A 14,698-nucleotide genomic window follows, 5' to 3' on the forward strand; every position below is an offset into this window, starting at 1 on the left:
GGTCTTCATCTGCCTCGACTCTGCCCAGACATCGCGTGCCGCTCCTCACGGGGGGCAGCGTGGTGCTCACGTGCGAACGGCGAAACCAGAGCCGACAGGCGGATCAGCGTCCCAGCCGGCGGCGAGCCTTCTCCCGGATCTTCTCCGGCAGGTCCTCGGCGTCGAGCAGCCGAGGCAGCAGCTCGGGCTCCAGACTCGTCGCCCGGAACACCTCGCCGATGGTGACCCCGTGCGCGGGGCGTTCCACCACCTCGACCGGGTCGCCGGCGCCCACCTCACCCGCACGCAGCACCCGCAGGTACGCCCCCGGCGTCGCGCGGACGGTGAAGCGCCGGATCAGGTCCGGAACGCCCCAGAAGCCGGCGAACGTCGTGCACGGCGTACGCGGCATCGTCACCTGGAGCACAGCCGTGCCGACCGCCCACTGCTCGCCGATGACCGCCCCGGTCACGTCCACCGCGTAGGTGGTCAGGTTCTCGCCGAAACCCCCTGGGCGGATCGACCGGCCGATCTCGGCCGACCACCACGCGGCATCCTCCTCGGCGTACACGTAGACGGCCTTGTCCGGCCCGCCGTGCACGGCCCGCTCGCCGATGAAGTCGCCGGCGAGGCCCTCGGCGAGCACCGGCACCGGACCGTCGACAGGCCGCTTGTCGATGCCGCTGCGACCGCTCGCGTCGCCGGCCCACTGCGCCTCGGTCACGATGCCGAGGTTCACCGCTGCCACCCTGCCCGTCATGACCGTCAGCCTAGGTGAATTCGCGGTGCGGGCTTGACCTTGACGCTGCGTCAACCCCCCATGCTGGCTGGCATGAGCATCCCGCCCACAACCGATCAGGTCGAGCCGCCCGTGATACACGTGCGGGGCCTGGAGAAGTCGTTCAAGCAACTGAAGGTGCTGCGCGGTGTGGACATCGACGTGGGGCGCGGCTCCATCTTCGCCCTGCTCGGATCCAACGGTGCGGGCAAGACCACTGTGGTGAAGATCCTGTCCACGCTGCTCAAGGCCGACGCGGGGACCGCCCAGGTCAACGGCTTCGACGTCGCGGCGCAGGCTGCCGAGGTGCGCGAGTCGATCAGTCTCACCGGGCAGTTCGCGGCGGTCGACGAGGTCCTCACCGGGCGGGAGAACCTCGTCCTGGTCGCCCGGCTCAGGCACCGCCCAGCGCCGGGCACGGTCGCGGATGACCTGCTGAGGCGCTTCTCGCTGACCGAGGCGGGCACCCGGAGGGTGGCGACGTACTCCGGTGGCATGCGCCGCCGGCTGGACATCGCGATGAGCCTCATCGGGAACCCACCGGTGATCTTCCTCGACGAGCCGACAACCGGGCTGGACCCGGAGGCGCGCATCGAGGTGTGGCAGGCCGTCAAGGAACTCGCCAAGGGCGGTACGACCGTACTGCTCACCACTCAGTACCTCGACGAGGCGGAGCACCTCGCCGACCGGCTCGCGATCCTGCACGAGGGACGGATCATCGTGAACGGCACCCTCGGCGAGCTCAAGCAGCTCCTCCCACCCGCAAAAGTCGAGTACGTCGAGAAGCAGCCGAGCCTCGAGGACGTCTTCCTCACCGTCGTCGGCGCCCGCACGAGCAAGGAACAACGATGAACAGGCATTTCGTCGGCGACACCGCCGTTCTCCTGGGTCGCTCGCTGCGCCACATCGCCCGCAGCCCGGACACCATCATCACCACCGCGATCATGCCGATCGCCTTCATGCTGCTGTTCGTCTACGTCTTCGGCGGCGCGATCGAGACCGGGTCCGACTCCTACGTCAACTACCTGCTGCCGGGCATCCTGATCATCACGATCGCCTCGGGCATCTCCTACACCGCCTTCCGGCTCTTCCTCGACCTGAAGGGCGGCATCTTCGAACGGTTCCAGTCCATGCCGATCGCCCGCTCCGCCGTGCTGTGGGCGCACGTCCTGACCTCGCTGGTCGCCAACCTGATCTCGATCGTCGTCGTCGTCGGCGTCGCCCTGATCATGGGCTTCCGTACGGGGGCGGGCGTGTCGGGGTGGCTCGCGGTCGCCGGCATCCTCGTCCTTTTCACCCTGGCCCTGACCTGGATCGCCGTGATCCCCGGCCTCACCGCGAAGACGCTGGACGGCGCGAGCGCGTTCTCCTATCCGCTCATCTTCCTGCCGTTCGTCAGCTCGGCCTTCGTGCCCACCGGGTCCATGCCCGGCCCGGTACGCGCCTTCGCCGAGCACCAGCCGGTGACCTCCATCGTCAACGCGATCCGGGACCTGTTCGCCCAACAGCCGGTCGGCGCCGACATCTGGATCGCCCTCGCCTGGTGCGCCGGCATCCTCGTCCTCGCCTACCTGTTCGCCACAGTCACCTACCGTCGCACGATCTCCTGAACCGGTGTCCACCAGAGCTGGACGGACTACGGGCAGGATCAGGGCATGCTGACGATCGGCCAACTCGCGGCGTACGCCGGCGTCACGGTGCGGGCGGTGCGGCACTATCACCAGATCGGGCTCCTGCCCGAGCCGGAGCGGGACGCTTCGGGCTACCGGCGGTACAGCGCAACGGCAGTCGTGTCGCTCATCAAGATCCGCACCCTCGCCGACGCCGGCGTGCCACTGTCGCAGATCAGTCGGATGCTCGAAGCCGACGCCTCAGCCTTCGCCGAAGCTATCCGGACCATCGACAACCACCTGCGCGACGAGATCCAACGGCTGGAGACCAGCCGCAGACACATCGCGCAACTCACCGCCGGGGACAGCCTGGCGCTCCCACCGGAGGTCGCCGCCTATCTCGACCGACTCCGGGGCATCGGGGCGTCTCAGCGGATGGTGGAGGCCGAACGGGACGGGTGGATCCTGGTCGCGGCGCGCTGGCCCGACCGCATCGTCGAGTGGATGCCCGGCAAGATCGCCCACCTCAATGATCCGCAGGTCGTCCGGCTCTACCGGGTGCTCTCGGAGATCTTCGACGGTGACGAGGAGGACGACCCGCGGCTGGCGGAGGCCGCCGACATCATGGCCTGCCTGGCAGAACAGGCGTACGACGCCAGCGAGGTCCTGAACGTCGAGGAGGCCAATGACGATCTTCCACACGACCTGATCGACGCGCTTGCCGTCGAGTCCGACCCGCGGGTGCGGCGGCTGCGGGAGCTGATGCGCGAGCGCGGCTGGTCCGGTTGGAACCGGATGGAGCGACTGCCGAAGCCGCCGCCCGACTGACCGCCGGGCGGCGTTTCCGACCGCTCAACCCTTGACGGCGCCGGCCACCAGGCCGGAGACCATCCGACGCTGCACCAGCAGGAAGAAGATGATGACCGGCAGGGTGAACAGGGTCGACGCGGCCATCACCGGCCCCCAGTTGGTGTCGTCGCGGCCGAAGAAGAAGGTCATCGCCACCGGCAGGGTGTAGCTCCCCTGGTCGTTGATGAACGTCAACGCGAAGATCAGCTCGTTCCACGCCGTGATGAAGGAGAAGATGCTGGTGGCCACCAGGCCGGGCGCGACCAGCGGGAAGAGGACCCGCCGGAAGATCTGGGCCCGGCTCGCCCCGTCGATGGCCGCCGCCTCCTCCAGTTCCTTGGGCACCGCGGCGACGAAACCACGAAGCATCCAGACCGCGAACGGCAGCGAGAAGCCCAGGTACGTGAGGATCAGGCTGGGCAGGGTGTTGTAGAGCCCCAGTCGCTGGATCATCAGGAACAGCGGGATGACCAGCGCCTCCAGCGGGATCATCTGCACCACCAGCAGCATGATCAGGAAGCTTGTCCGCAGCTTGAAGCGGAACCGCGCCACCGCCGTCGCGGCCAGCAGGGCCACCAGCCCACTGAGCACCACTGTGGAGACGGCGACCAGCGCGCTGTTGAGGAAGAAGTCGAGGAAGCTCACCCCGGGGATCAGGTTGCCGGTCAGGATCTCCCGGTAGTGCTCCAGCGTCGGGTGAGTCGGCACCGGCTGCGGAGTGGACGAGAAGATCTCCCTGCTCGGCTTCAGCGAGGTGGAGATCATCCAGTAGACCGGGAACGCCGCGAAGAGCGCGACCAGCAGCCCGGCGCCGTTGAGGGCGACCTTTTTCACGACTCGTCCTCCTGCCTGAGCACCATCCGTACGTAGAAGCCGGTGACCATCAGCAGGATCAGCGTGAGGATCACCGCGATGGCCGCGCCGAGTCCGTACTTCGGCGGCGGGGAGAAGGCTTCGGCGTACGAGTAGATGGCGAGCATGAACGTCGGCCGGTCCTGGGTGCCGCCGGCCAGCACGAACTGCTGGGTGAAAACCTTGAAGTCCCAGATGGTGGAGAGCACGATCAGGATCCCGAAGACCGGCCGCAGCAGCGGAAAAGTGATCTTCCAGAAGACCCGCCACGGGCTGGCGCCGTCCACCCGGGCGGCCTCGTGCAGCTCGCTCGGCACGCTCTTGAGACCAGCGAGCACGCTCACCGCGATGAACGGGAACGAGTGCCAGACCACCACCAGGGTGAGGATGGCGAAGAAGAGCAGCGGCGAGTTGAACCAGCCGTAGCCGGTCCAGTCGCTACGGCCGAAGAGACTGTTGGACAGCCCGTCGGGCAGGGCGTTGAACAGCCACGTGACGAGGCCGCTCGTGTCGTCGAAAATCCACTTCCAGACGATGGTGCCGGTCAGCGCCGGGGTGGCCCAGGCGAGCATCACGCAACTGGCCACGAAGGTCGCCATCTTGCGGCCGAGCCGGTTGAGCAGGAGCCCGACCAGGGTGCCGAGGACCATGGTGAGCAGCACGTTGGCCGCGGCGAACAACACCGTGTTGCGCAGCACCGTCAGGAAGAACGGGTCGGAGAGGATGTCGGCGTAGTTGCCCAGCCCCACCCACGGCCACTCCCGGTCGCCGCGCAACTGCCGGACGGTGTTCAGCCGGTAGAAGGACATCACCACCACCTGGCCGAGCGGCCAGAGCAGCAGCACCCCGATGATCACCAGTGCGGGCAGGAGCAACAGGTAGGGCAGGCGGTCAACCCGGCGACGCCGCCGCGCGGGGGTCTCCCGCGCGGCGGCCGTCTCCGGGTTCTTTGTCAGCGTGGTCACTTGGCGTTGAGAATGCTTTCCATCTCACCAGCCGCGTCGGCGGTAGCCTTCTCGACCGTCTTCTGACCCTTCATGACCGAGCTGTTCATCGCCTGGGTCACCGTCTTGGTCCGGCTGACCTCCACCCACTTCGGGGTGAGCGGCGTGAGCTTGGTGTTCTGCATGGTGGTGGCGAACGCCGCCATCACCTTGTCGTTGGCGTACGCGTCACCGGCCACCAGGTCCTGGTAGACCGGGAAGAAGCCGAGGCTGCTCGCGAAGCTCTGCGAGTTCTTCTTGTTGAGCAGCACGGTCAGGTAGTCCCAGGCCAGATCCTGGCGCTCGCTGTCCTTCCAGATCGCCACGTCCGAACCGCCGGCGAAACCGGGTGCCGCCTTGCCGTCCGGGCCGGGGATCGGGAACGTACCCCAGACCTTCTCGATCTCGGGGTTGTCCTTCTTCATGGCGCCCTGCTGCCAGCTGCCGGCGAAGGCCATCGCGGCCTTGCCGGTAGCGAACTGGGTGCGGGCGTCGACCTCGTTCCAGCCCGCCGCCGCCGGCGGAGCCACCTTGTGCACTGTCACCAGGTCGGTCCAGAACTTGACCGCCCGCTGCGCCTCCGGCGTGGTGTAGCCGGACTTCCAGGTGCCGCCCTGGTTGCTGGCGATCTCGCCGCCGGCGCCCCAGAGGAAGGAGTAGAAGGGCAGCTCCGAGTTGCCCGGCAGGGCGATCCCGTAGGTGCCCTTCTTCTTCGCCTGCACGGCCTTCGCCACGGTGACCAGGTCGTCCCAGGTCTTTGGGGGCTGCACGCCGGCCTCGGCGAACCAGTCGGTGCGGTAGTAGACCGCGCGCACACCCGCGTACCAGGGCACGCCGTACTGCTTGCCGTCGAGCTGCGCGTTGCGCACCAGGTCGGGCAGCAGGGCCTTGCCGTCGGCCCAGCCGCCCATCCGACCGCTCACGTCGGCGAGCGCCTCCTGGGCCGCCCAGCCCTGGGTCTCGGTGTTGCCCAGCTCGGTGATGTCCGGTCCCTCGCCACCGGCGAGCGCGGCCTGGAACTTCTTGGGCGCCTCGAGCCAGGGAATGTACTGCACCACCACGTCGGTGTCAGGGTGCTTCTGGCGGAACTCGGCCTCGACCCCGTCGAGGAAGGTGTTCTGCGCGTCGCCGCCCTCGCCCATCATCCAGACCGTGAGCTTGCTGTCGTCGGCCGCCTTGTCGTCGGAACCCCCACAGCCGGTCAGCACCATCGCGGCCGAGGCCACCATGGCGGTGACCGGGGCCAACCGCTTCCACCTGTTCACGCCACTGCTCCCCTCGCGCCGCCTGGAACTAACCTTCTCCGCCGCACCCTAGTACGGAGAATTCCTTTACGACAGTGGGCGGGACTGGCCGAAGCGTCGCGACCGTACCGCAGAGGCCCGACCAACGGCACTGCCGCATCGGATCGAAGTCGGGTGTACCAGCACGAAAGAGCGCCCGGCCTTTGGCCGGGCGCTCTTTCCAGTGTTGCCGTCTTGCCGGTGGTGCTGTTCGACCAGGTGATGCCGGGTCGTTATCGGGTGACGCTGCGGCGGCGACCAACGCCAGCCACCAGCGCGACCGCGATCGCGGCCACCACGACCTGCACCAGCAGCTCGGCCCAGTCGATACCGCTCGTCTCGGTCGCGATGCCGATGGCCCGCGCCAGCACGGTGCCCAGCAGAGCCGCACCCACACCGATCAACAGGTGCAGCCAGATCGGCATGTTCTGCCGACCCGGAACAACCAGGCGGCCCAGCGCGCCGACGATGAGACCAACAACGATCGCAGTGATGATGCCCCACACGGTGAGCTCCACGGCCACCCTCCTTCAAAGAATGTCTGACACACAAGCGTGTGCTTCCTGTCGTGACCACTAATTGCCCGACCCACCGAAAATCCAAACCGACTCCATCCACCAAACGATCACGATTTGGCAGACACGAACACGTTCCGCCGACCGCCGACCGCCGATCGGACGCGGTCCTGCCGAGGTCCGCGACCTGGCGGCGGTCCCCGGCCTACCGGCGCCGCCGGCGACATGATCAACACGGAATCCTTGAAACTGGGGTATCGGAGGCCCTGGGACACCCCGACTTCCCTGAACCCGAGTCGATCACGGCGGGCTCGACCGGCCGAGCTGGCGAACAAGGGTTACGGTCGGCCACCTACTGAAGAGCCAACCACCCTCCGAACAGGAGGAACGCCGATGGGCGCCCGACCTGTCGGTCGGGCGCCCATCGAAGATCTAGCAGTGGTACGGGGTGATGCTGGGTGTTACCGGGTCACGCGGCGGCGGCCACCCACACCGGCCACCAGCGCGACCGCGATCGCGGCCACCACGACCTGCACCAGCAGCTCGGCCCAGTCGATACCGCTCGTCTCGGTCGCGATGCCGATGGCCCGCGCCAGCACGGTGCCCAGCAGAGCCGCACCCACACCGATCAACAGGTGCAGCCAGATCGGCATGTTCTGCCGACCCGGAACAACCAGGCGGCCCAGCGCGCCGACGATGAGACCAACAACGATCGCAGTGATGATGCCCCACACGGTGAGCTCCACGGCCACCCTCCTTCAAAGAATGTCTGACACACAAGCGTGTGCTTCCTGTCGTGACCGCTAATTGCCCGACCCACCGAAAATCCAAACCGACTCACCTCAGATAGCAGCGCCAGACGTCAATGCCCAGAGCTGCGTCGGTTCCGCGTGGGAGCGCATCCACAGAGGTGGGAGCCCATCTGGTAACCCCCGGTGCTCCGCGACAGCGCAAGAAAATTTCTTCCCGGCACTGGCCGGTGCCGGGTGGCCGGTGCCGGGTGGCCGGTGGCCGGGCCGGTGGCCGGTGGCCGGGCCGGTGGCCGGTGGCCGGGCCGGTGGCCGGTGGCCGGTGGCCGGGCCGGTGGCCGGGCCGGTGGCCGGGCCGGTGGCCGGTGGCCGGGCCGGTGGCCGGTGGCCGGGCCGGTGGCCGGTGGCCGGGCCGGTGGCCGGTGGCCGGGCCGGTGGCCGGTGGCCGGGCCGGTGGCCGGTGGCCGGGCCGGTGGCCGGTGGCCGGGCCGGTGGCCGGTGGCCGGGCCGGTGGCCGGTGGCCGGGCCGGTGGCCGGTGGCCGGGCCGGTGGCCGGTGGCCGGGCCGGTGGCCGGTGGCCGGGCCGGGGCCGGTGGCCGGGCCGGGGCCGGTGGCGGTGGCACGCCCGGGGCCGGTGGCCGGTGGCACGCCCGGGGCCGGTGGCCGGTGGCACGCCCGGGGCCGGTGGCCGGTGGCACGCCCGGGGCCGGTGGCCGGTGGCACGCCCGGGGCCGGTGGCCGAACCCAGTGGCCGGCGCGGGGCCGGTGGCCGAACCCAGTGGCCGGCGCGGGGCCGGTGGCCGAACCCAGTGGCCGGCGCGGTGGCGGTGGCCGGTCGACTCGCGTTTCGGGAAGTCGGGGTATCGCCGACCCGTTGACACCCCGACTTCCCGGAAGCCGAGTGGATCTAGCGCCGAGCTGAGCCAACGATGCGGCGCAGGCGCACGCCGCCGTAAGACGGCAGCGCCCCTGAGAGCGGATACATCTCGACCACGCCCGCACGCAGGGCGCCGACAGCGGAGCTCCAGCTGCTCACTCTCGGCTTGCTCGACGCTTCTTGATCGACTCGGGTTGCAGGAAGGCGGGGTGTCAAGCAGCCCCGGATACCGCGATTTTCATGAAGTCGAGTGGGTGGGCTGTGGACTTCGGTTACGCCGGGCGCTTCGTGCAAGGCCGCGCCACCCGAGGCCACCCCACGACGCGAGAGGACCCCACGACGCGAGAGGACCCCACGACGCGAGAGCACCCACCACGCGAGAGCACCGCGCCGGCGGACCCGCCGCGGGAGCTGCTACTTCTTCCCGGCCGCCTTGCCGTCGCCGGAGTCGGAGGAGAGCGCGGCGATGAAGGCTTCCTGTGGGACCTCGACCCGGCCCACCATCTTCATCCGCTTCTTGCCTTCCTTCTGCTTCTCCAGCAGCTTGCGCTTACGGCTGATGTCGCCGCCGTAGCACTTGGCGAGCACGTCCTTGCGGATCGCCCGAATGGTTTCCCGGGCGATGACCCGGCTGCCGATGGCCGCCTGGATCGGCACCTCGAACTGCTGGCGCGGGATCAGGGTACGGAGCTTGGCGGCGATGGTGACGCCGTAGTTGTATGCCTTGTCCTTGTGCACGATGGCGCTGAACGCGTCCACCGGCTCGCCGTGCAGCAGGATGTCCACCTTCACCAGCTCGGACGCCTGCTCGGTGGTGGGCTCGTAGTCGAGCGAGGCGTAGCCCTTGGTACGGCTCTTCAACTGGTCGAAGAAGTCGTAGATGATCTCCGCGAGGGGCAGCGTGTAGCGCAGCTCCACCCGGTCGGCGGAGAGGTAGTCCATGCCCAGCAGGTTGCCGCGCCGGCCCTGGCAGAGCTCCATCACCGCGCCCACATAGTCGTTGGGCGTCAACACGGTGGCCCGCACGACCGGCTCGTACACCTCGGCGATCTTGCCGGTGGGGTACTCGCTCGGGTTGGTCACGACGATCTCCTCACCGTCGTCCGTGATCGCCCGGTAGACGACGTTCGGCGCGGTGGAGATCAGGTCGAGGTTGTACTCGCGCTCCAGCCGCTCCCGGATGATCTCCAGGTGGAGCAGGCCGAGGAAGCCGCAACGGAAGCCGAAGCCGAGCGCACCGGAGGTCTCCGGCTCGTAGTCCAGGGCGGCGTCGTTGAGCTTGAGCTTGTCCAGAGCCTCACGCAGGTTGGGGTAGTCGGACCCGTCGATCGGGTAGAGGCCGGAGTAGACCATCGGCTTCGGGTCCTTGTAACCACCCAACGCCTCGGCCGCCGGACGGCTGTTGATGGTGACCGTGTCACCGACCCGGGACTGCCGGACGTCCTTCACACCGGTGATCAGGTAACCGACCTCGCCGACCCCGAGCGCCTCGGCCTTGACCATCTCGGGCGAGATGACGCCGATCTCCAGCAGCTCGTGCACGGCGCCGGTGGACATCATCTTGATCCGGTCCCGGGCGCTGATCCGCCCGTCGATGACCCGGACGTACGTGACGACGCCGCGGTACACGTCGTACACCGAATCGAAGATCATCGCCCGGGCGGGCGCCGCCGCGTCGCCGACCGGCGGGATGAACTGCCGGACGATCTCGTCGAGCAGGTACGGCACGCCCTCGCCGGTCTTGCCGGAGACGCGGATGCAGTCGGCGGGGTCGCCACCGATGAGGTGGGCCAGCTCCTCGGCGTACTTCTCCGGCTGGGCGGCCGGCAGGTCGATCTTGTTGAGCACCGGGATGATGCGCAGGTCGTTTTCCAGGGCCAGGTAGAGGTTGGCCAGGGTCTGCGCCTCGATGCCCTGCGCGGCGTCAACCAGGAGCACGGCGCCCTCACAGGCGGCCAGCGACCGGGACACCTCGTACGTGAAGTCGACGTGCCCCGGGGTGTCGATCATGTTGAGCACCGCGTGCTCGCCGGTCCGTTCGCCCTCGCGGATGGTCCACGGCATGCGAACGGCCTGGCTCTTGATCGTGATGCCGCGCTCGCGCTCGATGTCCATCCGGTCCAGGTACTGGGCGCGCATCTGCCGGGGGTCGACCACACCGGTGAGCTGCAACATCCGGTCGGCCAGGGTCGACTTCCCGTGGTCGATGTGAGCGATGATGCCGAAGTTCCGGATGCGACCGGGGTCGGTGGAACCAGGGGCGTTCGCGCCGGGATCGAGCTTCGGTGGCACAGCGGTCCGTTCTGGTCGGCTGACGTGAACAGGCCGGCGCGCCGCCGACCCCCTCTATGTTCCCACGCCGCCGGGGCACGCCCGCTGCGTGGGCGATGGATCGGCCCGAGGACCCCTCACTCCATCGGCGGTTCGACGAAGAGCGCGGCCAGCCGGGGCAGCCGTCGGCGGGCCTCCTCCTCGTCGTCGAAGTCCCAGAAGTCGTTGAGGTCCGGCGTACGCACCGGGTCGCGGTCCGCCGGCAACTCGGTCGCGGTGGCCTTGCGGTACGCGTCCCAGGGCACCGACAGCATCTGCTCGGCGGAGAACTCCTCGCCGCTGAGCGAGGCCGCCCGCACCTGGGGCAACTCGGCCAGCGAGTCCGGTTCGGCGACCGCCCGGGCAAAGACCGCCCGACCCTGGCTCATCAGCCAGCCCCGGAAGTGCTCGAAGCCGTCGGCGGAAGCGCCGCCGTTGATCAGGTACGCCGCACCCCACAGATCCGCCTTGTGCGAGGCGGCCAGCACTCTCGTCTGGTGCCGGGCGTACCCGATGATGTCCTCCGGGTCGCGTTCGGCGAGCAGCGCGACCGCCCGCGCGGCGACCGGCCCGGGCTCTCCCCCACCGCCCACTCGCGCCTGGTCGATCAGCTGCCAGAAGTCCTCGGTCCTCATGGCTTGGCAGTCTGGCAGTGTCGCCGCGCGTCGCGCACGTACCCCGGGGCAGCATGGTGTGGTGCCTCCTCCCCCGCTGCCGCCGGTGCCCTACCACGCGAGTGCGCTGCGCCCGTCCTGGCCGACGCTGCCGGCGGCGCTGCGGGCCGCGGTCGCCGACCGGCTGGGCGCGCCGGTGGTCACCGCCCGGGTCGCGGGTGCGGGCTTCACCCGCGGCTTCGCCGCAGTGCTCCACACCGCCGACGGTGGCCGGGCCTTCGTGAAGGCGGCACCCACCGCCGAGCAACCGCATCTGGTCCAGTGGTACGCCCGGGAGGCCGCGATCCTGGATCGGCTGCCGGCCGACCTGCCGGCGCCCCGCCCCCGGTGGACCCTGTCCGAAGCTGGCTGGTTCGTGCTCTGCACCGACGCCGTCGACGGCCACACCCCGCGTCTGCCCTGGGTGCCCGCCGAGTTGGACGCCACCCTCGCCGGGTACGCGCAGATCGCCGCCGCCCTGGCCGACCCCCCGATCGAGCTGACCGCGCTCGGCCTGCCGCAGCTGTCGGACCTGGCCCGCTCGGACATCCTCTGGTGGGAGGAGGTCGCCGCCGGGCGCGAGCCGGCCCCACCACTGCCCGCTCCGGCGCAGGGTCGCCTGGCCGAGCTGGTGGCGCTGGAGTCCCGCCTCCCCCGGTACGCCGCCGGGGCGACCAGCCTGATCCACGGCGACCTGCGGGTCGACAACGTGCTGATCGACGCGCACGGCCGAGCCTGGTTCTGCGACTGGACGTGGGTCTGCTCCGGCCCGGCCTGGTTCGACCTGGCCGGCCTGCTGCTCACCGCGTACGCCAGCGGGCTGGACGCGGACCGGCTCTTCGCCACGCACCCGGCGACCGCTGGCGCACCCCCGGACGCGCTGGACGCGACCCTGGCCGCGTTGGCCGGCTACTACCTCACCGGTGCTGCTGCGGCGCCGCCGACGGCCTCGCCGCACCTGCCCGCCCACCAGCGGTGGAGTGGCGAGCAGTCACTCGACTGGCTGGCCCGCCGCCAGGGCTGGCGGTGAGCCGGCCGGCCTGGCGGCGGGCTGGCCTGACGGTGACGCGGGCTGGCGGCGGGCTGGCCTGGCGGTGACGCAGCCTGACCTGGGCGCCACGCGGGTTGGGGGTGAGCCGCCGTAATGGTCGAGGGCGTAATCTGGTGCCTGACGGGCCGGGTCCGTCCGCGCGAAGGCCGAGCCGTTTTGGCTCGTCCCGGGCGACCTGGTAACCTGGCTCTTCGCGCAGCGGTGACGCATGTTCGTCATCCAGCGCACAAGCTGACCAACCCGAGCTATCAAGACGAGGCTGTCGCGTGGCGAACATCAAGTCCCAGATCAAGCGCAACCGGCAGAACGAGAAGGCCCGGCTGCGCAACAAGTCGGTCAAGTCGTCGCTGAAGACCGCCGTCCGGAAGTTCAACGAGGCTGCCGAGGCCGGTGACGTCGAGAAGGCCACCGCGCTGATGCTGGACGCCTCGCGCAAGCTGGACAAGGCCGTCAGCAAGGGCGTGATCCACTCCAACCAGGCCGCGAACCGCAAGTCCGCGATCGCGAAGCGTGTGGGTGCTCTCTCCGCCGCCTGACGACTCAACCGTCAGACCGATTCGGAAAGCCCCGGGCTCAGGCCCGGGGCTTCCGCGTGTCCGCAGGCCGGTGTCGTGCCCGCAGCCCAGACGGCTCAATCTCACGGGCCGACGCCCAATCCGCTGGGCCGCGCTGAGTCGGACGGCCGGCGCTCGATCCGACCGACCAGCGCTCGGCCTGACGGGTCGGGCTCAGTCTGACGGGTCGGGGCGGCGGGCGGGCGGCACCGAATCCGCGGTGATCACCACGCCGGTGACGCTGTGCGAGATCCACTCCACCTGGGCTCGGCCGACCGCCGGCTCCATCTGCCGTCGGAACCGGTCCCGTTCCTGCTCGGGCACGAGCGCGGCGGAACGGACCACGATCGCGGCCACCATGTCGTTGAGCTTGACCATGGCCGCCACCACGACGGGCAGCACCAGCACCGCCCACCAGGTGACCAGCTCGGCGAGGGCGAGTAGCACCGCCAGAGCGATGGTGCCCTCGAAGAAGAGGAAGCACAGCACGCCGCCGGGGTTGACGAACCGCAGGCCGAGGAGCCGGGCGTAGAGCGGCCGGTAACGCTCCTCGTCCACGGGGATGGTGGCCCAGGCCGGGCGGTTCGCCCCCGTCACCTGGTGCTGCCCTGCCGGGCCGCGGCGACGGAGAAGACAGCACGCTCCAGGGCGTACGCCCGATCGTCGGAGCCGCCCTTGACGGCCGCGTTGCACTCGGCGGCGACCTGCATGGCCCGGACCAGGCCCTCCGGAGTCCAACCACGCCCCTGCCGCTGCGCCCGCTCGATCTTCCACGCGGGCATCCCGAGGCTGCTGGCGAGCTGGTACGGGTTGCCCCGCCCAGCCGAGGCCACCCGGGCAACCGTGCGTACACCGTCGGCCAGGGCGTCGGCGATGGGCACCGGGTCGACCCCGACGTGCAGGGCCCAGCGCAGTGCCTCCAGCGCCGCCGGCACGTCGCCAACCATGGTGGCGTCCGCCACGGTGAAGCCGGTCACCTCGACCCTGCCGCGGTAGTAACGGGAGACCGTGTCGGCGCTGATCCGCCCGTCCGTGTCGGCGATCAGTTGGGAACAGGCGGCGGCCAGCTCGCGCAGATCGTTGCCGACCGCCGCAATGAGCGCCTCGGCGGCGTCGTCGGTGCACTTTCCGCCAGCTCGGCGGATCTCGTCGCGGACGAAGGCCACCCGGTCGCGGTGCCCCTTGAGCTTGGCCGCCGGAACGACAGTCGCACCGGCTGCCCGCAGCCCGTCGACGAACGCCTTGCCCTTGGCGCCGCCCAGGTGCAGCACCAGCAGTTGGACGTCCGGGTCGGGGTTCTTCGCGTACGCGAGCAGTGCGGCGACCAGATCCTTGCGGGCGTCCTGACCGGAGCGCAGGATCAGCAGCCGCCGCCCACCGAACAGCGACGGGCTGAGCATCTCGGCGATCTCGCCGACGGTGAGCGCGCTGGCCTGGTATTCGCGGACGTCCGCTTCGGGGTCGGCACCGCGAACCTTTGCGACAGCTTCGGTGACCGCGCGCGTGGCGAGCAGCTCCTCGTCACCGAGGACGAGCAGAATGGGGGCGAGGCTGGCGGGGGTCACGCCGCCCATATTCGCACGGCCCGGCTCGGGATCGTGCCTGCTCATTCGCTGCTTGGTCGGCGCAGCCCGCACACAGCGCAAATCCCGACA

At 69.8% G+C, this 14,698-nt stretch carries 16 protein-coding genes; 6 read left to right on the forward strand and 10 right to left on the reverse strand.

Features of this window, described 5'->3' with window-relative positions; all coding sequences use genetic code 11:
• Positions 1 to 103: 103 nt before the first annotated feature.
• Entirely contained in the window at positions 104 to 739 is a 636-nt protein-coding gene (locus CLT68_RS32200) for an MOSC domain-containing protein (RefSeq protein ID WP_099856563.1), read from the reverse strand.
• Positions 740 to 811: 72 nt separating this feature from the next.
• Here CLT68_RS32200 and CLT68_RS32205 point away from each other — a divergent pair, with 72 nt between their 5' ends.
• Genes CLT68_RS32205 through CLT68_RS32215 form a run of 3 tightly spaced genes read left to right on the forward strand, consistent with a single transcriptional unit; the run spans position 812 to position 3,195 of the window.
• Positions 812 to 1,609, forward strand: coding sequence for an ABC transporter ATP-binding protein (locus CLT68_RS32205; RefSeq protein ID WP_486482402.1), 798 nt, complete (start codon positions 812 to 814; stop codon positions 1,607 to 1,609).
• Positions 1,606 to 2,367, forward strand: coding sequence for an ABC transporter permease (locus tag CLT68_RS32210; protein ID WP_099856567.1), 762 nt, complete (start codon positions 1,606 to 1,608; stop codon positions 2,365 to 2,367). Before CLT68_RS32205 ends, CLT68_RS32210 begins: the two co-directional genes overlap by 4 nt.
• A 45-nt stretch (positions 2,368 to 2,412) precedes the next feature.
• Positions 2,413 to 3,195 carry a MerR family transcriptional regulator gene (locus CLT68_RS32215; RefSeq protein ID WP_099856569.1) on the forward strand — a complete coding sequence of 261 codons (783 nt, stop codon included), beginning with the start codon at positions 2,413 to 2,415 and terminating at the stop codon, positions 3,193 to 3,195.
• Positions 3,196 to 3,219: 24 nt separating this feature from the next.
• On the opposite strand, the gene CLT68_RS32220 is transcribed toward CLT68_RS32215, so the two are convergent.
• The 5 genes from CLT68_RS32220 to CLT68_RS32240 all read right to left on the reverse strand — a co-directional run bounded on the left by CLT68_RS32220 (position 3,220) and on the right by CLT68_RS32240 (position 7,595).
• Positions 3,220 to 4,050, reverse strand: coding sequence for a carbohydrate ABC transporter permease (locus CLT68_RS32220; RefSeq protein WP_088949707.1), 831 nt, complete (start codon positions 4,048 to 4,050; stop codon positions 3,220 to 3,222).
• The gene (locus CLT68_RS32225; RefSeq protein ID WP_099856570.1) at positions 4,047 to 5,033 is read right to left on the reverse strand and encodes a carbohydrate ABC transporter permease; all 987 of its coding nucleotides are present in this window, start codon (positions 5,031 to 5,033) and stop codon (positions 4,047 to 4,049) included. Before CLT68_RS32225 ends, CLT68_RS32220 begins: the two co-directional genes overlap by 4 nt.
• Positions 5,030 to 6,316, reverse strand: a complete 1,287-nt coding sequence (locus CLT68_RS32230) for a sugar ABC transporter substrate-binding protein (RefSeq protein ID WP_099856572.1) — start codon at positions 6,314 to 6,316, stop codon at positions 5,030 to 5,032. The genes CLT68_RS32225 and CLT68_RS32230 overlap by 4 nt, the downstream gene beginning before the upstream one ends.
• Positions 6,317 to 6,567: 251 nt before the next feature.
• Positions 6,568 to 6,852: a GlsB/YeaQ/YmgE family stress response membrane protein gene (locus tag CLT68_RS32235; RefSeq protein WP_091410004.1), complete on the reverse strand. Its 285-nt coding sequence runs from the start codon at positions 6,850 to 6,852 to the stop codon at positions 6,568 to 6,570.
• A 458-nt stretch (positions 6,853 to 7,310) separates the two neighbouring features.
• The gene (locus CLT68_RS32240; protein ID WP_099857898.1) at positions 7,311 to 7,595 is read right to left on the reverse strand and encodes a GlsB/YeaQ/YmgE family stress response membrane protein; all 285 of its coding nucleotides are present in this window, start codon (positions 7,593 to 7,595) and stop codon (positions 7,311 to 7,313) included.
• Positions 7,596 to 7,842: 247 nt separating this feature from the next.
• Here CLT68_RS32240 and CLT68_RS32245 point away from each other — a divergent pair, with 247 nt between their 5' ends.
• Positions 7,843 to 8,520: a hypothetical protein gene (locus tag CLT68_RS32245; RefSeq protein WP_143743305.1), complete on the forward strand. Its 678-nt coding sequence runs from the start codon at positions 7,843 to 7,845 to the stop codon at positions 8,518 to 8,520.
• 369 nt (positions 8,521 to 8,889) lie between these two features.
• Here the strand turns inward: CLT68_RS32245 and lepA are convergent, their stop codons facing one another.
• A complete protein-coding gene (gene lepA, locus CLT68_RS32250) occupies positions 8,890 to 10,767 on the reverse strand; it encodes a translation elongation factor 4 (RefSeq protein ID WP_088949710.1) in 1,878 nt (625 codons plus the stop codon).
• A gap of 116 nt (positions 10,768 to 10,883) precedes the next feature.
• Positions 10,884 to 11,420 (reverse strand): DUF4240 domain-containing protein, encoded by a 537-nt coding sequence (locus CLT68_RS32255; protein WP_099856575.1) that lies wholly within the window; start codon positions 11,418 to 11,420, stop codon positions 10,884 to 10,886.
• Between the two features lie 61 nt (positions 11,421 to 11,481).
• Here CLT68_RS32255 and CLT68_RS32260 point away from each other — a divergent pair, with 61 nt between their 5' ends.
• Both CLT68_RS32260 and rpsT read left to right on the forward strand, forming a co-directional pair.
• A complete protein-coding gene (locus CLT68_RS32260) occupies positions 11,482 to 12,468 on the forward strand; it encodes a phosphotransferase (protein WP_199177188.1) in 987 nt (328 codons plus the stop codon).
• A 287-nt stretch (positions 12,469 to 12,755) separates the two neighbouring features.
• Positions 12,756 to 13,025 carry a 30S ribosomal protein S20 gene (gene rpsT / locus CLT68_RS32265; protein WP_088949712.1) on the forward strand — a complete coding sequence of 90 codons (270 nt, stop codon included), beginning with the start codon at positions 12,756 to 12,758 and terminating at the stop codon, positions 13,023 to 13,025.
• Positions 13,026 to 13,217: 192 nt separating this feature from the next.
• Here rpsT and CLT68_RS32270 read toward each other — a convergent pair whose 3' ends face one another.
• Both CLT68_RS32270 and holA read right to left on the reverse strand, forming a co-directional pair.
• Entirely contained in the window at positions 13,218 to 13,640 is a 423-nt protein-coding gene (locus tag CLT68_RS32270; protein ID WP_088949713.1) for a hypothetical protein, read from the reverse strand.
• The gene (holA, locus tag CLT68_RS32275; RefSeq protein ID WP_099856577.1) at positions 13,637 to 14,617 is read right to left on the reverse strand and encodes a DNA polymerase III subunit delta; all 981 of its coding nucleotides are present in this window, start codon (positions 14,615 to 14,617) and stop codon (positions 13,637 to 13,639) included. The genes CLT68_RS32270 and holA overlap by 4 nt, the downstream gene beginning before the upstream one ends.
• Positions 14,618 to 14,698: the final 81 nt, after the last annotated feature.

The organism is Micromonospora sp. CNZ299 (assembly GCF_002754415.1).